At 57.7% G+C, this 18,447-nt stretch carries 17 protein-coding genes; 9 read left to right on the top strand and 8 right to left on the bottom strand.

The features are described 5' to 3' along the window. Window positions 1–779: 779 nt before the first annotated feature. The 6 genes from J1N60_RS06430 to J1N60_RS06455 all read left to right on the top strand — a co-directional run bounded on the left by J1N60_RS06430 (window position 780) and on the right by J1N60_RS06455 (window position 5,883). Window positions 780–1,715: an ROK family protein gene (locus tag J1N60_RS06430; RefSeq protein WP_312911643.1), complete on the top strand. Its 936-nt coding sequence runs from the start codon at window positions 780–782 to the stop codon at window positions 1,713–1,715. 127 nt (window positions 1,716–1,842) lie between these two features. Beyond that, complete coding sequence (locus tag J1N60_RS06435) at window positions 1,843–2,601, top strand: proteasome assembly chaperone family protein (RefSeq protein ID WP_312911644.1); 759 nt, start codon at window positions 1,843–1,845, stop codon at window positions 2,599–2,601. 201 nt (window positions 2,602–2,802) lie between these two features. Beyond that, complete coding sequence (locus J1N60_RS06440; protein WP_425499331.1) at window positions 2,803–3,360, top strand: YqaA family protein; 558 nt, start codon at window positions 2,803–2,805, stop codon at window positions 3,358–3,360. Between the two features lie 42 nt (window positions 3,361–3,402). After that, window positions 3,403–4,407 carry an aldo/keto reductase gene (locus J1N60_RS06445; RefSeq protein WP_312911646.1) on the top strand — a complete coding sequence of 335 codons (1,005 nt, stop codon included), beginning with the start codon at window positions 3,403–3,405 and terminating at the stop codon, window positions 4,405–4,407. Window positions 4,408–4,644: 237 nt separating this feature from the next. After that, entirely contained in the window at window positions 4,645–4,968 is a 324-nt protein-coding gene (locus tag J1N60_RS06450) for a hypothetical protein (protein WP_312911648.1), read from the top strand. 198 nt (window positions 4,969–5,166) lie between these two features. Next, complete coding sequence (locus tag J1N60_RS06455; RefSeq protein WP_312911650.1) at window positions 5,167–5,883, top strand: phosphatase PAP2 family protein; 717 nt, start codon at window positions 5,167–5,169, stop codon at window positions 5,881–5,883. Between the two features lie 217 nt (window positions 5,884–6,100). On the opposite strand, the gene J1N60_RS06460 is transcribed toward J1N60_RS06455, so the two are convergent. The 3 genes from J1N60_RS06460 to J1N60_RS06470 all read right to left on the bottom strand — a co-directional run bounded on the left by J1N60_RS06460 (window position 6,101) and on the right by J1N60_RS06470 (window position 9,118). Continuing rightward, window positions 6,101–6,568: a response regulator gene (locus tag J1N60_RS06460; protein WP_312911652.1), complete on the bottom strand. Its 468-nt coding sequence runs from the start codon at window positions 6,566–6,568 to the stop codon at window positions 6,101–6,103. 123 nt (window positions 6,569–6,691) lie between these two features. After that, on the bottom strand, window positions 6,692–7,411 hold the full coding sequence (locus J1N60_RS06465; RefSeq protein WP_312911654.1) for a winged helix-turn-helix transcriptional regulator: 720 nt from the start codon (window positions 7,409–7,411) through the stop codon (window positions 6,692–6,694). 741 nt (window positions 7,412–8,152) lie between these two features. Next, on the bottom strand, window positions 8,153–9,118 hold the full coding sequence (locus J1N60_RS06470) for a transcription initiation factor IIB (protein WP_312911656.1): 966 nt from the start codon (window positions 9,116–9,118) through the stop codon (window positions 8,153–8,155). Window positions 9,119–9,759: 641 nt separating this feature from the next. Between J1N60_RS06470 and J1N60_RS06475 the strand changes: the two genes are divergently transcribed. Continuing rightward, window positions 9,760–10,929: an acyl-CoA dehydrogenase family protein gene (locus J1N60_RS06475; protein WP_312911658.1), complete on the top strand. Its 1,170-nt coding sequence runs from the start codon at window positions 9,760–9,762 to the stop codon at window positions 10,927–10,929. Between the two features lie 78 nt (window positions 10,930–11,007). On the opposite strand, the gene J1N60_RS06480 is transcribed toward J1N60_RS06475, so the two are convergent. The 5 genes from J1N60_RS06480 to J1N60_RS06500 form a co-directional block, all read right to left on the bottom strand. After that, window positions 11,008–12,222 carry an MFS transporter gene (locus tag J1N60_RS06480; RefSeq protein ID WP_312911660.1) on the bottom strand — a complete coding sequence of 405 codons (1,215 nt, stop codon included), beginning with the start codon at window positions 12,220–12,222 and terminating at the stop codon, window positions 11,008–11,010. Window positions 12,223–12,293: 71 nt separating this feature from the next. Next, entirely contained in the window at window positions 12,294–13,451 is a 1,158-nt protein-coding gene (locus tag J1N60_RS06485; protein WP_312911662.1) for a CaiB/BaiF CoA transferase family protein, read from the bottom strand. A gap of 51 nt (window positions 13,452–13,502) precedes the next feature. Further along, window positions 13,503–14,399 (bottom strand): isocitrate lyase/PEP mutase family protein, encoded by an 897-nt coding sequence (locus J1N60_RS06490; protein WP_312911663.1) that lies wholly within the window; start codon window positions 14,397–14,399, stop codon window positions 13,503–13,505. Between the two features lie 5 nt (window positions 14,400–14,404). Continuing rightward, window positions 14,405–14,761 (bottom strand): Rieske (2Fe-2S) protein, encoded by a 357-nt coding sequence (locus J1N60_RS06495; protein WP_312911665.1) that lies wholly within the window; start codon window positions 14,759–14,761, stop codon window positions 14,405–14,407. Between the two features lie 45 nt (window positions 14,762–14,806). Continuing rightward, window positions 14,807–16,033, bottom strand: coding sequence for an amidohydrolase family protein (locus J1N60_RS06500; RefSeq protein ID WP_312911667.1), 1,227 nt, complete (start codon window positions 16,031–16,033; stop codon window positions 14,807–14,809). An 81-nt stretch (window positions 16,034–16,114) separates the two neighbouring features. On the opposite strand from J1N60_RS06500, the gene J1N60_RS06505 reads away from it, so the two are divergent. Together J1N60_RS06505 and J1N60_RS06510 are read left to right on the top strand one after the other, a co-directional pair. Further along, a complete protein-coding gene (locus J1N60_RS06505; RefSeq protein WP_312911669.1) occupies window positions 16,115–17,368 on the top strand; it encodes an aconitase/3-isopropylmalate dehydratase large subunit family protein in 1,254 nt (417 codons plus the stop codon). Next, window positions 17,368–17,859: a LeuD/DmdB family oxidoreductase small subunit gene (locus J1N60_RS06510; protein WP_312911671.1), complete on the top strand. Its 492-nt coding sequence runs from the start codon at window positions 17,368–17,370 to the stop codon at window positions 17,857–17,859. The genes J1N60_RS06505 and J1N60_RS06510 overlap by 1 nt, the downstream gene beginning before the upstream one ends. Window positions 17,860–18,447 lie beyond the last annotated feature (588 nt).

Consider the following 18,447-nt stretch of genomic DNA (forward strand, 5'->3'; position numbering starts at 1 on the left):
GGTCGGTTACGCTGTTCGTTCCTGCGTTCGGAAGGATCTACAGCTTCTCGCTAGTTTTGCGGAACGAACGGGGTAATAGCCTGGTGAAGTACCACGGGCGCGGTGGCCCGTGGCTTCGCCATGGTCTCTGGCACGAGGCCAGCGGAACGACCGGTGGCGAATTTAATTCCGCCCGCGCTCGTCTCTGGCGAGACTCGCGTAGAACCAGTAACACCCGAACACACTGGGAGTGCCACCGCAACAGAGGTTGTCTGTTGCTGCCGTGGCGGGTGTGTCCGTGGGCGTCCGCCCCTTCACGAGGGCGCGACACAGGCCCGGCGCACCGCGTCTTACCCCGAAATGGGTGCGCGGGTTTTGCGAGGCCGATAACGTGGGTTCCAATCAACAGTACGGCGTTCCGATACTTAAAAACGGGGACGCAGCCGAGCGGACGCGCTTCACCCCCGCCCACGGTGGGGCAGGGAACTCGCGCTGCTTTTCGTTTAGAACGATCGAGCAGGGAATCGATCCGGGCTCGAGTGAACAAATCTCTCTCGCTGACTCCGGCGCTTCGGTCGCTTTCGTGCTTTCTACCTGAGGTACCTGGCAGAACCGCCTCGAGACTCGTAAACTCGAGTCTCGACGGGAACTGCCTCACTAACGAGTCACTAATGAGGTCAATTAGGCGTGAACTTCCTCAATTCGACGCCTACGTCGGTGGTTTGAGGAACGATGTTCTCGACGCTCACGCCCGCTTAGCATCAACATACCTTTACCCCCTTACCGATTTCTCGAGTCCAATGGATCGGATAGCCGTCTTCGGCATTGGCAGTACGAATTTTCGCTCCGTTCTCGGATCGCCATCTGAAGGATTCCTGGAGGAAGTCACGACCGAACCGACGCGACCGTACGAACTCGAGACCCAGACGCTCGAGGCGCTCGAGCGCCTGGCCGCAAAAGTGGACGGCGACCTCGACGGAGTCGGCATCGCCACGGCCGGCCTCGTTGACGACGCAGGCACGGTCTTTTCGTTCGACACGCCCGGTGGAGAGACCGTTCCCCAGGTGCGACTCGGTGAGCGAATCGAGGCGTCGTTCGGCCTCCCGACCGCGGTCGCGAACGACTGCACTGCCTCGGCGCTCGGGGAGTACGCCTTCGGCGCCGGCGCTGACGGGGACTATCGAACGGTCGCCCACGTCACCTTCGGAACCGGAATCGGCGGCGGCGTCGTCGAAGACGGGCACCTGCTCCGGGGCGAACACGGCCACGCCGGCGAGGTCGGCCTGCTTCCGATCGTCGCGGACGGAGACCTCGAGAGCTGTGGGGTCCGCGGGGCGTGGGAGGCGTACTGCTCCGGGCGGGGAATCGGGCAGTACGTTCGCTCCCTGCTCGCCGAGGAGTCCCGGGAGACGACGCTCGATTACGAGACCGTGACCGCCGAGGCGGTGTTCGAGGCCGTCGACGCTGGCGACCAGGTTGCCGAGGACTACCTCGATCGAATCGGTCGGCTGAACGCCGCTGGCCTCGGCGGGGTCTGTAACGCCCACGACCCGGGGTTGGTGACGGTGGGTGGTGGCGTCGCGCTGAACAACGCCGAGGTCCTCCTCGAGGCCATCGAGGCTCACCTCGACGACTATCTGTTCGTGGATCGACCAGCACTCGAGGTGACGCCACTCGGGGACTTCATCGGGCTGTACGGGGCGCTGGCCCTAGCCGACCGAAACGGCCGGGAGTGAGGAGGCGAATGCGTTCTCGCCGTTCTCGAATCCTGCGAGGCACTGTCGATCGAGATTCTGGAGACTCGTCGAGTGGCTCGTACTCCTCCCCTACGCATATGTGTCGAGCCGATGTAGTCCGTCTGGTATGACGCCAACCCCTAACGGAGTCGAATTTCACCGGTCGTCCGACCCCGACGCGGTGCAACCGACGCTGATCGAGGGACTGCCAGGACACGGGCTGGTCGCTTCAATCGCGGTCGATCAACTCACCGACCAGCTGGAACTCGAGCAGTACGGATCGATTCGGTCCGAATCGTTTCCGCCCGTTGCCTCGTTCGCGGACGGACTCGTCCAGGACACGGTTCGCGTCTACGGCGGGACGGATCCCGACGTCCTCACCCTGCAGAGCGACGTGCCGATTCCGGAAGAGGCGTTCGCCGACCTGAGCCGGTGCGTGCTGGACGAACTGGCCGACGACTTCAGCCGGGCGATCTTCCTCGCCGGGGCGCCCGCCCAGTCCGAGGAGCAACGGGGGGAGGTCACCGGCGCCGCGACGACCGAATCCTTGCGGGGCGACCTTGAGGCGGCAGGCATCGAACTCGCGGTGGACTCCGGGGCCGTCGGCGGCGTAACCGGCGCCCTCGTCTCCGCGTGTTACCAGGCTGACGTGCCGGCAGCACTCCTGCTCGTCCGCGCGGATCCGCGAGTCCCCGACCCGGCCGCGGCCCGGTCGGTCATCGAGAACGCACTCGAGCCGCTCGTCGAGTTCGACGTCGACACCGACGAACTCCGCGAGCAAGCTGAGGAGATTCAACGCCAGAAACAACAGCTCGCCCAGCAGATGCAGCCCCAGGGTCAAGACCAGCAAGAAGAACCGATGCAAGCGCGGGGAATGTTCCGGTAACGCTGTTCGTAGGATCGACCTCGCGACGTGCCCGTTCTGTGACTCGAATTGTAAACCTGACCTCGAGCGCCGCGTTTCCAACGAGTGTCGAACGAGGGGTGTAAACGGGGCGCACGATCGGAGCGGAACGCGCATCGACAGTTACGAGTCCATCGGACGCGAACCGAGGATACCGTTCCAACGCACGTCCCATACAGCCGTATGATACACCTGACACCGTTTCTCGTAGCCGAACTGTCGCTTACGATTGGCGGAAACCTCGAGGCGGTCGTCGAGTCGGCGACGGGCTGGCCCGGAATGGGTATCATATTCGCCTACTCGTTTCTGATCGCGTTCGCCCTTCCTGGACCGAGCGAAATCGTCCTGCTCGCTCCCCTCGATCTGGGGCTTCCCTCGTGGGCGCATCTCTCGACTATCATGCTCGTGAGTGCACTCGGAAAGGCCGCCGGGAGCGTCTTCGCCTTTCACATCGGCCAGGAGGTCAAACAATCCGGGCCGATCGTCCGCTGGGTTCGGCGCTCGAGATGGGACGTCCTGGAGTGGTCGGAGAAGCGATCTACCCAGCTTGCACGGCGATACGGGTACGCCGGTCTCGCGTTGGCGCTGTCGGTTCCGTTCTTTCCCGACACCATATCGATCTACGCATTCGCGGTCCTCGAGAAGAACTACCTGCGATTCGCGATTGCGACGTTCGTCGGCAGTCTCGGGCGACTTCTCGTGACTGCTGGACTCGTCGGCGGGGCATCGGTTGCGGTTTAGCCACTGGAACTCTTAACCCACTCGCAGTGGCAGTGACACTGTATGCACTACCGACGACTCGGAACGACGGGACTGCAGGTCTCGCCGCTCTGTCTCGGCACGTGGCGCTTCGGTCAGGAATCGAACGGAGTCCTCGAAACCGACCGTGAGACGGCCCACGACCTGCTGTCGGCGTTCGCCGATCGGGGCGGGAACTTCATCGATACCGCCAACGGCTACGGTGACGGCGACTCCGAGCGCTGGATCGGCGAGTGGCTCGACGAGCGCGACCGCGAGGACTACGTCATCGCCTCGAAGTGCTTCTGGTCGACCGTCTCGCGCTTCCAGGAGAACCTCTCGAAGAAGAACGTCCGGGCCGAGGTCGAGGGCTCGCTTGAGCGCCTCGGGACGGACTATCTCGACGTGCTCTACCTCCACCGGTTCGACGACGAGACGCCCATCGAGCAGACGCTTCGGGCCGTCGACGACCTCGTGAGCGACGGCAAGGTCCACTCCGTCGGCCTCTCGACGGCCGACGCCTGGAAGCTCACGAAGGGGTTGTGGAAAGCCGACGTCAACAACTACGAGGCGTTCACGGTCACCCAGCCCCTCTTCCACGCGGCGTACTACGAGGACGTCGCCGAGTACCTCGACGTCTGTGCCGACCAGGACCTGGCGGTCTGTCCGTACTCGCCGCTGGCCGGTGGCTTCCTGACCGGGAAGTACGAACGCGCCGGTGAGGACACCTACGACCTGGACGCCCCGGAGGGGACGCGCGCCCAGCTCGACGACCGCTTTCTGGACTACTACGTCTCCGAGCGCGGCTGGCATGTCCTCGAGGCGGTCCGGGAGATCGCCGACGAGTGCGACGCCTCGCCCGCCCAGGTCGCAATTCGCTGGTTGATCGACCAGCCCGACTTCGACTGCGTCCCGATCATCGGCGCGCGGACGGTCGACCAGCTCGAGGAGAACCTCGGCGCGCTCGAGGTCGACCTCTCGGACGAGCAGTTCGATCGCATCCTCGAGGCGCGTTACGACGAGCACGGCAAGCTGTACAGGACTGGGTAGTGGACGACATCGGGACGCGATTCGGTTTCTGAACGGTGCGACGCAGACGGTCGTAGACGCCTTCGCAGTCGGTCTCGAGCGGTCTCGAAATCGAGAACGTATTGCATCGGCGCCAACTGCTGCCAGGCGCGCTGGGAGTGAACTTCGATCACCTCGTCGAGTTCGATTCACAGACTCACGGCGTGCGACGGCGACGAAGATTGAAGCGAGGCGACGGTGTCGAACTACCTGTATCGCATGACCGACGACGTAGCGTGGATGGATCCGTCCGATCGCCCGATTCTGGTCGAACTCGCGACGCATCTCGGGTGGGTCACGCCTGAGAGTCTCTCGCTCAATCTGCCCTACACGGCCTCGCACGTGACGAAACGGTGCCGAACGTTCGAGACGTACGACCTGGTCGTCGCCCACGACGAGGCGACCGCCTACCGCATCTCGAGGCTCGGTCGTCGCCTGCTCTTCGAAAACGCGTCCATCGGGGAATTTTCGGGAGAAGGAAACGAACGGAACGCGGACGGTGCGACGACGCTCGAGTTCACCGACGGAACGCTCGAGGGTTGATTGCATCGAGGGATACCGACGCCGGTCCCCGAGAGGGAACCGGACTCGAGAGATGGCGAGCAATGGCTTTTTCGTCTCGCCCCCTGACGTTTCGGTGATGAACCCAGGTATCGCGAGGCGGGCCGGTGGCCTCGCCGACCCGTCGACCGCTGTCTCCCTCCGTCGAACGACCAACCGCGCAGTACCTCTCGAGGTCCGATGAGTCGCAGTCTCGGCGTCACAGACGCACTTCGCGAGGTGATCCCCGAGTGGTCGCTTGAACTGTTCGTCGTCCTCTCGATGCTCGGCGACCTCGTGGTGATCGTCCCAGCGCTCGCCGTCCTCTACCTGTCGGACGTGGGACGAAGCCTCGCTCGAGGCGATCGATCGAAGCCGCTGTGCTCGACTCGGACGGCGTTTCTCGTGGCGGTCGTCTTCGGCGGGTGCGCCCTGGTCGTGCTCCTGAAGGGGCTGTTCGCGCTTTCGCGTCCTCCTGCCGAGATCCAGGTGACCGACCCGAGTGCGTACGGCTTCCCGAGCGGACACACGATGGGCGCGACGATTTTCTTCGGTGCGCTCGCGACGTGGTTCCCGGTCGGACGTCGGTGGACTCGATTCGCGGGTGCCGGGCTGGTAATCTCGCTGGTGGCCGTCGCCCGGCTCGTGCTTGGCGTCCACTACCTCGTTGACGTCCTTGCCGCCGTGATCTTTGGAGCCGGGTATCTCGTCGCGATCGCGTGGCTCGCGAAGGGGCGCCCCGAGCGCGCGTTCGGCGTGGCGATCGGCATCGCCGTTCTGGCAGCGGTGGTGACGGGTGGGAGTACTCGAGCCCTGTTGGCGCTCGTAGGGACGGTCGGCGGGGGCGTCGGGTGGCAGGTCGTCGAGCTCCCCTCGGCTCGAGCGCGGATGGTGGACCTGGTCGGACAGACCAAATGATGGCTCCTCTCTGGACGTTCTGACATCTGATTCTGGTATCTGACTCGACGGTTCTTCACGTGGGATACAGAACCCACGGACCGATACTGGAGGTGTCCTCTTTCGTCGGGTGAGTTCCTCTATCGACCGCTGTCGGTCGTGCTCGAATCTTGGTCAGTCACCTTTCGGTCATCGAGGACCGTAACCCAGGATGAGAGATGACTGCCCAGGCCAACCGTCACTCTTCTTGCTCTTCCACCCAACCGACCGAGAGCCAGACGGATTCGAACGTGCGGACGGTGTCGATGAAGTCGTCGGGGTCGACCGGTTTCTCGAGATAGGCGTCGGCGTCGGGGACGATCGATCTCACGAAATCGTGTTGCGCTTCTGACGTCGTCAGGACGATGATCGGAAGCCGCTCGAACTCGGAATCCGCTCTAATTTTCTGGAGGACCTCGTCGCCGTTCATTCGCGGGAGGTTCAGGTCGAGGAGGACGACGTGAGGCCGCGGCGCATCCGTGTACTCACCACGCTGGTAGAGAAAGTCGAGGGCGCGAACGCCGTCGTTCACGACGTAGAGCGTGTTCGCGATTCGGCCGTCCTTGAAGGCCTCTTCGGTGAGGCGAACGTCGCCGGCGTTGTCTTCGACGAGCAAAATATCCGCCGACTGATGAAAGGAGGGCAACTGATTATTTACGATCTTCATCGCGTTATCCCTCCATGTCCGAACGTTCGAATCCGTTTGATATGGGCGTTCTGACCAATTCTTCAAACTCGACAGATAATTCTCATTAACCGGGGTGGTGGGGGGGGGGGGACTGACTCTTCGTCAATCCGTCCACTGTCCCAGCTCCGACGTCGTTTCGAATTCGCCACGGGCCTCTGGCGCCAACCGTGAAAGCACCGTCGTGCTACCACGTTCCTGCTCGACCAGTCCTTTGGTCTCGAGGCGTTCCAGATGGTGTGACACCGTACTGTCAGACCGATCGACTTCGTCCGCTAGATCCGTCACGCTGACGGGTTCGAGGCGAGCGATTGCCTCGAGGATGTCTCCGGTCGGTTCGTGGGTGAGCGCGGCACGAAGGTGGTTCGTGTCGCTTCCGGCGGGATAGTACCAGAGCTTCCCGAATACCGTCACGGATGCGAGTAACTCCGCCTGTTCGAGGACCTCGAGGTGATACCGGAGCGTCGAACGGTGGAGGTCGTGGGACTCCCGAAGATCACCGAGGTATATTCCGGACGTCTGGTGGACCGTCTCGTACAGTTCCTGACGGACGTCGTGATCCAGCGGATCGGAACTCCTGGAGTGGGCGTGTCCGGCCAGAAAGACGATAGACGTGACCGTGGAGGACGATACCGAGAGCGTCGTCTCGGACGACGTGCTATCGACCGTGTCGGAGGGCTCGATCAATCCCGAATCGTTACGACTGTGTGTCGTGGGTTCGCTCGTTGATTCTCCGACGACGAGGCCGGTCGCCGCGAAGCTGTTCAGGACGAGGACGATTCCGACGGCTGCGATCAGGACGGTCCGGGTTGGTCGAATGAGCATGGGTTCTGCCGTTCGATCGTCGTTGTTCGAATCGGATCAGCGGCGGTGCACACGGGCAGACCCGTGGATTTCGGTCGTCCGTGGACGCTACCGGGAGGTGAGCGACTTTTACCGATACTGTGACTGGTCAATGTCGTTAGCTAAAAAAAGCACACTTACTTCTGCCGGATTTTCTGAGACGTTCTTACTCGAGACTACGGACAAAGCTTCCGAATGTGTCGGCGAGTTCGTGTGCTCGTTCGTCGGAGTTGCGTGTCGTAAACCGAACGATGATTGTGTCCTTCTCGTCCGTGTAACGAGCGCTCTCGAGTTGTTCGGTTCCCTTCCAGATCCCGGCGACCTCGACCAGTCCATGCTCTCTGTGAACGTACGTTTCTCCTTGTTCAATCTTCCGATACGAACCGGCTCTCACTGTGGATTTGGGCCTATTTCCAGTACTATTGGTCGCTGTCTTCCGTTTCGTATCATCCGCGGTTCGCCCGTTTTCACTCAGATCAGTAGGGCCTCGCGAATTGCTCATCGACGTGCACTATTTCGAAATCATATTTAAAACATGAGAACGATAGTACGAGGTCGAACCCCTTCGCGCTCCGTTTCACCAGATGACACGGTTTTAATGACTGGTGAAGCGATTCCAGAACCGAATCAGTCCAACTGTCCGATATGGACGGGGCCGCTATTCGAAGGATGTTCCGAATACAGAACCGGAACCCCTCTGGCGAATAACGAGGCACATCTCGGTTATTCGTGAATGCCCATCGCGCTAATTTGCTCCTGGTACCGGTTTCGAATCGTGACCTCGGTCACCTGGGCAACGTTCGCGACTTCCCGCTGGGTCTTCTTCTTGTTACAGAGGAGCGCCGCGGCATAGATGGCGGCTGCGGCATATCCCGTCGGTGACTTCCCCGACAACATCCCCTTTTCGGCCGTGGTGTCGATAATCTCGTTGGCCTTCGATTGCACTTCCTCGGGCAACTCGAGTTCGGAACAGAAGCGAGGGACGTACTTCTTCGGATCGACGGGCTGCATCTCGAGGCCGAGTTCCTTCGAGATGTACCGATACGTGCGGCCGATCTCCATCCGGTCGACCCGGGAGACGGCGGCAATTTCGTCGAGGGATCGCGGAATCCCCTCCATCCGACAGGCCGCGTACAACGTGCTCGTGGAGACGCCCTCGATGGACCGCCCGCGGATGAGGTCCTCCTCGAGCGCGCGTCGATAGAGCACGCTCGCGACTTCCCGAACGGAGCGCGGAACACCCAGGGCGGAGGCCATGCGATCGGTCTCGGAGAGCGCGAACTGGAGGTTCCGTTCGCCGGCGTCCTTCGTCCGGATTCGCTCCTGCCACTTGCGCAGCCGGTTCATCTGACTGCGCTTTTCCGAGGAGAGTGATCGTCCGTAGGCGTCCTGGTTCTTCCAGTCGATCGTCGTGGTGAGCCCCTTGTCGTGCATCGTCTGCGTCGTCGGCGCACCGACGCGCGACTTGCTGTCGCGCTCGGCCGCGTTGAACGCTCGCCACTCCGGCCCCCGGTCGATCGTCTCCTCTTCCAGAATCAGTCCGCAGTCCTCACAGCTAATCTCGCTCCCGTCCGCGCTTCTCGAGAGCGACGTCGACTCACACTCCGGGCAGGTTCGAACACCCTCTTCTCCAGTAGTTTCGCGTTCTGTCTGATTCGTGTGCTCTGTCTGGGAAGTCAGGCGTTCCATTACCTCTCATTATTCCTCGAGAGAGTTAAACACTGGGTGGATTCGGGGCGGTGTGTCTGAGTGATGGCAACCTCTTCAAACGTCATATCTGTTGCAGGCCTATTGGTAATAAATGTGATATTGATTTATCGGCATATATTGTGAATAGCTTGCAATATATGGGGTATAAATTCTTTCCTAACACCGGTATACTAGAATCGTAAAAACATGGCTAAATTGTAGAATTCTTGCTCGATAGTCTGAATATATTTGCTTAAATTGGAATAATATCGATATTTAGCGATAATAGTGGCCTAAATATCCCTTTCTAATAGTATTAGTGATTGATTCGACTCTGTCGAGCAAAATCTGCCCAATATATGGTCTAAATACTCAATATGCGCATTCCCTGCTTCATAACTCGTGGGTGAAATTGGATGAAAATACGGTATATTGATTGAGCAATTAACACACTACTATTGAGCAACCTAATCAAAGTATATGCTATGTGGTAGGTAATCAACCCCCTGTGTAGCTATATCCACAATATGATGTCTCTCCTGGGTTAATACCCGTTGCCCTTTACTCTCTTTCTCGTGTCTTGTTCACACACAACTTGCCGTGACAAAGAGGTACAAGCCATTTTAGCATGAAAATGAGCTATGGAATTCGGTCTCGAGCAGGAGCAACAGCTGATTCGACGAGAGATTCGAGCGCTCTGTGAGCAGTTTGGAGATAACTACTGGCGAGAGAAGGACCAATACCACGAATACCCAACTGCGTTCTTTGACGCATTCGCCGATGGCGGGTGGTGCGGATTGACGATTCCAACGGCTTACGGTGGCGAAGGATACGGTATTCAGGAAGCGGCGCTCGTTCAACAAGAAGTCGCTCGTTCAGGGGCGGCAATGGCCGGAACCTCTGTGACGTCTCATCACGTCTTCAGCACCGCTCCATTAGTCGAGTTTGGTAATGAAGCCCACCGCGAGCGATACCTCCCGCAAATCGCCCGTGGTGATGTTCAGGTATGTACTGGTGTTACTGAACCAAATGCCGGACTTGACACGTCGAGAATCGAGACCACGGCTACCCGTAACGGTTCCGAGTACGTGATCGATGGCCAGAAAATCTGGACGTCGAAGGCCCAACACGCGGACGTAATCATGTTACTAGCACGGACGACGCCTCGTGAGGAATCGAATCGATTTGGCGGTCTCTCGTTGTTCTTCACCGAGTTCAACGCTGATAGTCCCAGTATAGAGGTAAACGAGATAGCCAAGGCTGGTCGCGGTGCCTCCGATTCGAACGAGGTTTGGTTCGACGGTGCTCGAATTCCAGCGGCCGACCGAATCGGCGAGGAAGGCGAGGGATTTCGATACTTACTCGAGTTCGCAAACTCCGAACGAATTGCTCTCGCGGCGTGTTCGATCGGTACCGGTCAGCGAGCAATTGAGAAAGCGGCCGCCTATGCAAACGAGCGTGTCGTCTTCGGCAATCCGATCGGATCCTACCAAGCTATCCAACACCCGCTCGCTGATTCTTGGAGTAAACTCGAGCAGGCCGAGCTCATGCTTCGGAAGGCCGCCTGGTCATACGACGCCAACGAAAACTGTGGAGGGATCGCCAATGCGGTTAAACTACGAGCAAGTGAGGACGCGCTTGAAGCCTGTGAACGGGCAATCCGCGTTCACGGTGGGATGGGATATGCGAAAGAGTACGACGTTGAGCGCTACTGGAGGGAGCTAATGATCAATGTGCTTGCTCCGATCTCAAATGAGATGGTCAAAAATTACCTTGCGACACACGAGCTGGGACTACCACGGTCGTACTGATTTCACACCTGGTTCCGACTATACTACGTTCGTGTCCTTCCGTTAGCGTTTTTGCACTAGGTTCTTGAATTGAATTACTCAGAGTTTGAACACAGTCAAAAGTAATCCGACAGTGCCGATCGCCGCTAGAACGAGAAATCCGCCGTCGAGATGTCCGAAATCACCGAGAATTCCGATGATTGCCGCACTCGTCGCACCGAGGGTCATCCATCCGGCTTTTAGCGTTCCTAACCCTGTTCCTTTCATATCGTCGGGAAGCGACTCGGCGATGTGAGTCTGTGTCACCACTGCACATCCATTGAGTACGCTGAGAACGATGGTAACGGCTACGATCGAAACGAGGCCACTGACGAAGGGCAGTACCCAGAGGGCGGTAACGCTCACTCCTAGAATGCCGATCAGTGACAATCGTGTTCCGTAGCGATCCCTGCTGCTACCGGCGATCGGCTGAACAATAAAAGAGGCTGCGAAAAACAGGCCGAACAGTGTCGAAGCGAGTTCCGGTGAGAGACCTTTTACCTCGTTCAAGTACAGGGGATAAAACCCTGAAAATCCCTGGAACATGAACGAAAAACTCACCTGAATAGCGACGACTGTCGGAATCGTACCGCTTGAGATTCCCGTTCTGATTCGTTTGAGGGTCCGCCACGAGAGTTCTTCGACGGCGCTCACTGTCTCTGAGGTTCGAGGGGGAACCGAGAGCCAAAGTGCCACAGCGACGACGAAAAACGGAGCAACGAGCGCGCCGAAACTGTATCTCCAAGCAATAGCAGCGGCAATAACCGTCGATACGACGGGAAGAATAGCATTTCCAGCGCTCCCCGCAGCCATTGTGATGCCAATCGCGGACCCGGCTCGCTCATCGTAGATGTCGGTGAAGACGGTAAATCGTGTCGGCCCAAACAGTGCCGTTGCGAAGCCGAACGTAATCGTCGCGAGAAAGAGCATCCAGACGTTCACTGAGAGTGCAACACCGAGCACCGTCAGGCCCGCAAGCACCGTACTGATGACGAGAATACGCCCCTCCCCTACTCGATCTCCCAGTACTCCACCAGGAATGTGCCCCACCGCGTATGCGACCCACAGAAGCATGAGCAACAGCCCAGTTGTGCCCAGCCCAATACCGAGGTCATCTCGGAAGAACGGAGCAAGAGCGGGATAGACGAGCCGAACACCAATAGAAAGGAACCAACCGGCGCTGATCGACAGGAGTATCCAGCCCCGTCCGTCACGCCATAGCTCCGCCGACGCCTGTCGAATGCCTTCGAGTGATCGTTTCGCGAACGTTAGCACGGATATCTAACCTACTCTTGTTCTACGTGATACGCTATTGATTGTTGTGAAACCGGACACGCACGACCTCTTCATTGCGTGACCGACTGGAGTTCCGTCTCTGAAAGTACTTCACCGAGTACCGAATCAGTGTGCTGGCCAAGGTTTGGCACTGTCCGATCCATTCCCGTTGACAGTCCTGAGAAACCGATCGGCACGGTGACGAATGTCATCTCCGTCTCCCCGATCGTTTTATCGAGCGTATACGATGCTTGGCGAAGATGCGGATCTTCAAACACCTCGACAGTGTCCTTTACAGGGGCACCAGGTACGCCGTACTCTTGGAATCTATCAAACCACGTTTCGGCCGACTCGGACTCGAGAGCATCTTCGATTACTTCGCCGAGTATGGATCGGTTTGCTAACCGATCTGAGTTGGTTCGGAACCGCGGGTCATCGACGAGTTCTGGTTGTTCGATTGCCGCACAGAATCGTTCCCAGGAACGCTCGCTCCCAACTGCGACAGCGAGCCACCCGTCAGCGGTTTCTACGAGTCGGTATGGGGCCAACGATGGGTGTTCGCTTCCGTTTCGTGGATATGGGCTTCCCGTTGCGAACGTTCGTCCAGCGCGTTCTGTAAGCCAGGATACGAGACCGCCGAACATCGGGACGCGAATGTGCTGTCCCCCGCAAGAATCACTGACCGAGAGGGCCGAGGTTAAACCTATAACTGCGTACATACCCGCACAGATATCCCCGATTGGAATACCGGGTCTGACTGGTGGCCCATTCGCTTCGCCGGTGATACTCATGCTGCCACTGAGTGCCTGTACAACCATGTCGAATGCTGGGAGGTCCTCGTAGGGTCCGTCGAGAAAGCCGGTAATCGAGCAGTAGAGTAAATCGGGATTGACGGCTGAGAGCTCGTTGTATCCGAGACCCCATCGCTTCATCGTCTGGGGTTTGTGATTTTCGAGGAGGATGTCGGCGGATTCGACGAGGCGCTCGAGCGCGGCAGCGCCTTCGGGGCTCGAGCAGTCGAGTTCGACGCTCTTTTTGCCGCCGTTGAGAGAGGCGAAGTACGCCGTTACGTCGCCGTCGATTCTTGGGTCAATGTTTCTCGTAATATCTCCAACACCTGGCCGTTCGATCTTGATGATTTCTGCGCCTAAATCGCCGAGGATCTGGCTGGCGAAGGGACCGGAGAGCATCTGAGTGCAGTCGACGACGCGCAGTCCCTCGAGCGGCATCGATTGCGTGTGGGAATCAGCAGGCATAGGTCTTCTCGCTGAGTGCTCTTGTTACTTCTTCCCCGAGGCTGCTTCGATGTCGTAGTAGTCTGGAAGGCCGATGATCTCCTCGATGTACGTTCGAAGGTCGCCATACTCCTCGGGATTCCAGCCCGTCTCACCGTTGTCACGGATATTCTCATACAGCGCTTTCATGTGCTTCGTAATCACCACGGGGGCCGCGGTCGGATAGATGACCATTCCATATCCCAATTCCTCTAACTCTTCGGTCGTGGGCCGTGGGTCGTAGTTGTCCGAAAGGACGAACGTCATCGGTCCCTCTGCGTGGTCTGCGACGTACTCCATCTCTTCCCACGTGCGGGGAAAGAGCATCCCTACCTCTGCGCCAGCCCCGAGATACTCGTTGACGCGATTGACTGCATCCTCGATGGTTTCGCTTTCTCGACGATTACCTCGATTGGCATCCGATCGAGCGATGAGGACGATATCACCGTCCGCATCTCGTCGAGCACGGTCGGCAACCTCGATTTTTGTTTTCATCGAGTCGATATCGGTGATATGGTGGCGTCCTTCGTGGTAGTGGAGGCGTTTCGGGTATACCTGATCCTCGATGTGCATTCCGGCGATACCTGAATTGATGAAATGGTTGACCGTCCGGTGGGTGTGTGCCGGATCGCCGAAGCCAGCGTTGCCATCAACGACGAGCGGGACGTCAACTGCATAGGTTATTTCCCGGGCACGGTCACTCATCTCGGTCATCGTGGCCATCGGTTCGGTGACGGCCGTCGCCGCGCCAGTCGCGTATCCGCCGAGATAGACGGTATCGAAGCCGACATCAGTCGCGATCGTCGCTGTTAGGGCGTCAACCGCGCCGGGAGCGACGACGAGGTCCTCGCTCAGGATCGCCTCACGAAGCTGTTGGGCGTTTGATTTCGATGTCTCGGACACGTTTATCACCGGACCACGAATATCGACTCATTTTCGATTTCGACGTTGTACGTCGGTACTTTGTACTTCGAATTGTGGATATTCTCGCCGTTGGTTACATCGAACAGCCAGCCATGCCATGGGCACGTAATGTGTTTTTCGTCGTCATCATAGTTCCAATCCCACCCGTTGTCCTCTACATAGGTTTCACCAGTGAGTTTACCTTCACAGAGGGGGCCTGCCTGGTGGACGCAGTAATTCGCGATCGCGTGATACTCACCGTCGATCTGGAAGACGGCGATCTCTTGGCCGTTGATTTCGGTGATGACTCTCGATCCGTCAGTGAGTTCGTCAGTCGTGGCGACTTTGTGTTTGCTCGGCATAGTGTTTTATTTCTAACTTCTAAATCGGAGCTTTGCTTTGGTTCCTTAAAGATCGAGTAACTCTCTTGCCGTTTCTCCCATGATATTTTCGACTGTCTCACGATCGAAGTGTCCCCGAATGCGATTAAACAGCTCGCTCGGCGGGTCGAAGTCCGAGTGGGGCAAGTCAGAAGAGTACATGATGTTATTCGGCCCGGCCATCTCGATTGCCATTGCGAGATGTCTCGGGTTATCTTCGGTATGACCGAGCGGTTGAGTCGTGAAGTATATCTGGTCGTGAATGTACTCACTCGGCATCTTCTCGAGAAGTGGGAGTTCGTAGTTCATCTCGAGGTAGTGGTCGTCCATCCGCCACATCAGGTAGGGAATCCAACCGACGCCCGACTCCTGGAAGACGAAGTCAAGGTCTGGAAACCGTTCCGGTGCGCCCTGAAAGATGAGCGACGAGAGGTTCCACATCTGGCTGAACGGATGGATGATTACGTGATCTTCGGTGTACGTCTGATTGTACATCCGCTGGAGGGGGAACACATGGCTGGTGTTCGTGGACGCACCGTGGAAGAACACGGGAAGGCCGTTGTCTTCCGCCGCCTGGTAGATCGGATCATATCGATCGTGACCGGCCGGAGGGATGACGCCGGTCGATGGAAACGCGACGCCAACGATGTCTTTTTCGCCCGCCATTCGGTCGATCTCTTCGGCCATCATCTCGGGACGGTGGTGAGAGACGAGCAAATTCGCCTTGAGCCGGTGGTTGCCCTCGTCAAGGAAGTTATCGAGCAACCAGTTGTTGTATGCCTTTGTAAGTGCCACAGCGATTCGTTCGTTGTTCACTGTCGGTAACACGAGATTGAGGCCCGGATCGACGATTCCGTAATCGATGTTGAATTCGTCGAGTTCGTTGAGCTTTTTATCGACGGTGTTCGTATCGGCACTCCATCCACCCCGCTCAGCGTGAAGGCTCGGCGGCAACGAGTGGGTCAACGAGTAAATATCGCGCTCCGGATGTTCGGTCCGTTCAACGATCCACTTTGCTCCCTCGTATTGGTCGTCTATGTACGGAAGGAGATCGTCGATCGTCTCTCTGATATGGGCGTCGGTGTCGACGATTACGTCGAGTTCGTCTAGATTACGTATGCGTTGACTCTCGGCAGTGTTACTGGGTGACCCCATGTTTGGTACTCTAACCCATCCCTCGATAGTCCTTATACTTTCTGGTGACAGCAGTCTGTTCGTGTTACTGCCAACGAACATTTTGAAGTAGTCTGTCACAATCGGCATTTTCAGACGAACTACACAAGTGTAAGGTTGCTAATAGATAACTATTTCCGGGACAAAGCCTACCGACTGCCTATGGGGCAGACCATCGCCCAGAAGGTCATAGCCGACCATTCGGACGCGACAGACGTCGATCCAGGCGATCTCGTCGACGTCACACCCGATTGGATCCTGGCGAACGACCTCTCAATGTACCGCGGAATGGAACGAATGGATGACCTCGGATACGGACGGATCGCTGACCCGGATCGCGCGATTATTGCGTTTGATCATCACGTTCCCTCGAGCGATCCGACGATCACGACCCATATGAACGAGATGCGAAAGTGGCTCACCGAGCAAAACGTCGAGCACTTCTATGATTCGGGGGAGGGAATCCTTCACAACATCGTCGCAGAGAATGGGTACGCCCTACCTGGTCAACTTATCATCGGATCGGATTCGCACACCACGACCCACGGAGCATTCGGAATGCTTTCGACCGGCATCTCTCATACCGACCTCGGACAGGCGCTGGGATCGGGCGAACTGTGGCTCAAGGTCCCGGAAACGCGCAGAGTAGTCGTCGACGAAGAACTTCCCGACGGAACTAGCGCTAAGGATCTCGGCCTCGCAATCATGGGGGAACTCACCGCCAGTAAGGCAATCTATGACACGATTGAATACTACGGCGCAGGAATAGAAGCTCTCCAGATGCACGAGCGACAGACGCTGACCAACTTTGCGGTCGAACTCGGTGCCCAGGCCGGAATCATTCCGGCTGACGATGTCACCGAATCCTACCTCAAGGGAAGAGCGCGAGAGTCATACGAACCGGTTGAAGCGGACGAGGACGCCGAGTATACGGCGACTCACGAACTCGAGGGTGGGGATATCGAGCCTCTCGTCGCAATGCCGTCGGCCGTCGACAACGTTGGAACGGTCGCGGAGAACGTCGGAACGACAGTCGATCAAGTGTTCGTCGGCACCTGCAATAACGGTCGGTTTGAAGATATCCAAGCGTTCGCCGACGTCCTGGGAAACGATTCTGTCGCAAAGCACACCAAGTTGATCGTCGTTCCCGGCAGCAAGCAGGCCTACAAGCGAATGAACGAAGAAGGCATTACGAACCAGATTATGGACGCTGGTGGCGTAGTTAACGCGCCCGGGTGCGGGCCCTGTTTCGGAGCTCACGGCGGTCTCCTCGGCGAGGGCGATACCTGCGTCGGAACGATGAACCGCAACTTCCCTGGTCGAATGGGTCCAGGTGAAATTTATATTAGTAGCCCGGAAACGGCAGCAGCATCGGCAATGTACGGCGAAATCACCGATCCGAGGGAGGTGGTCTGATGCGGATCGAGGGACCTGCTCATGTGATCGGCGATGCGGTCGACACCGATCAAATTATCCCCGGAAAATACCTTCACCTGGACGATAAGAGCGATTTTGGAGATCACGTGCTGGAGGGGTACGATCCGGGCCTTCCGAACCGTATCGAAACGGGCGATGTTATCGTCGCTGGAGAGAACCTCGGTCTCGGCTCCTCTCGCGAGGCCGCTCCGCTCGCGCTCAAATACGCAGGCGTTGGAGCTGTCATTGCCGAGTCATTCTCGCGGATCTTCTATCGAAACTGCATCAACGTCGGTCTACCTCTAGCAGAAGTTGACGACGTGACGTCATACGTCGATGACGGTGACGTCGTTGCTGTCGATCTTACGGAGGGAGAATTCACGCATGTCGATAGCGGAACGACGCTCCCCTCGGAGACGCTTCCCCCTAATCTTCAGGAGATACTCGATGCCGGTGGTCTCGTCGAATATCGAAAACAACAGATCGAATAGGACGAACTGACCCTACCGGGTATTTTCAATCAGTCCCGTCGAGCGTCGACTCTATGGTGTCAATTGCCTAGCGGTGTTTCCGTGTCGTCGAAATTATCTCCGCTCCTAATGGATTCTACCGACTCTGGAGTTATTACCGCTTGCATCATCTATTTGTGACCGGTAGAAAAGCTCTCGATAATTATTCGCATGATTCGTGAAGCTACTGGTTAGCTTCAAGACATCCTCTCTCCATGCTCTGCGTTGTCACAAGACCCACATAGCGTGTTTCGACAATGCCGAAATATAGTGTGGGGGCAATTGAGGAGGAATTTCTGAGCATTACACCGATATGCTTGTAATAGCAGTGCGGGACGAAACATGAATTATGCGTTGTCCTTGCCTTCGATGGCCCTGATTCGGCCCCGTCTGCCGATCCCTGTAGTCGTAGGGACTCATATTCCTCGCCGAATCCTTCCTATCCTGTTCAAAATTCCAGAAGACATAATTTCGGTATCGTCGAAACACTGGGTCGGGGTTCCGTTTCGCCTGCACTAACACGTCGACTCGCTTCATTAGACAATTCATTCGGAAGAATACGTAGGTATC

This window comes from Natronosalvus caseinilyticus (assembly GCF_017357105.1).
Classification (GTDB): domain Archaea; phylum Halobacteriota; class Halobacteria; order Halobacteriales; family Natrialbaceae; genus Natronosalvus; species Natronosalvus caseinilyticus.

Coding starts and splice junctions, on each gene's coding strand:
- J1N60_RS06430 (WP_312911643.1), top strand. CDS start 780: ATGGATCGGATAGCCGTCTTCGGCATTGGCAGTACGAATTTTCGCTCC.
- J1N60_RS06435 (WP_312911644.1), top strand. CDS start 1,843: ATGACGCCAACCCCTAACGGAGTCGAATTTCACCGGTCGTCCGACCCC.
- J1N60_RS06440 (WP_425499331.1), top strand. CDS start 2,803: ATGATACACCTGACACCGTTTCTCGTAGCCGAACTGTCGCTTACGATT.
- J1N60_RS06445 (WP_312911646.1), top strand. CDS start 3,403: ATGCACTACCGACGACTCGGAACGACGGGACTGCAGGTCTCGCCGCTC.
- J1N60_RS06450 (WP_312911648.1), top strand. CDS start 4,645: ATGACCGACGACGTAGCGTGGATGGATCCGTCCGATCGCCCGATTCTG.
- J1N60_RS06455 (WP_312911650.1), top strand. CDS start 5,167: ATGAGTCGCAGTCTCGGCGTCACAGACGCACTTCGCGAGGTGATCCCC.
- J1N60_RS06460 (WP_312911652.1), bottom strand. CDS start 6,568: ATGAAGATCGTAAATAATCAGTTGCCCTCCTTTCATCAGTCGGCGGAT.
- J1N60_RS06465 (WP_312911654.1), bottom strand. CDS start 7,411: ATGCTCATTCGACCAACCCGGACCGTCCTGATCGCAGCCGTCGGAATC.
- J1N60_RS06470 (WP_312911656.1), bottom strand. CDS start 9,118: ATGGAACGCCTGACTTCCCAGACAGAGCACACGAATCAGACAGAACGC.
- J1N60_RS06475 (WP_312911658.1), top strand. CDS start 9,760: ATGGAATTCGGTCTCGAGCAGGAGCAACAGCTGATTCGACGAGAGATT.
- J1N60_RS06485 (WP_312911662.1), bottom strand. CDS start 13,451: ATGCCGCTCGAGGGACTGCGCGTCGTCGACTGCACTCAGATGCTCTCC.
- J1N60_RS06495 (WP_312911665.1), bottom strand. CDS start 14,761: ATGCCGAGCAAACACAAAGTCGCCACGACTGACGAACTCACTGACGGA.
- J1N60_RS06505 (WP_312911669.1), top strand. CDS start 16,115: ATGGGGCAGACCATCGCCCAGAAGGTCATAGCCGACCATTCGGACGCG.
- J1N60_RS06510 (WP_312911671.1), top strand. CDS start 17,368: ATGCGGATCGAGGGACCTGCTCATGTGATCGGCGATGCGGTCGACACC.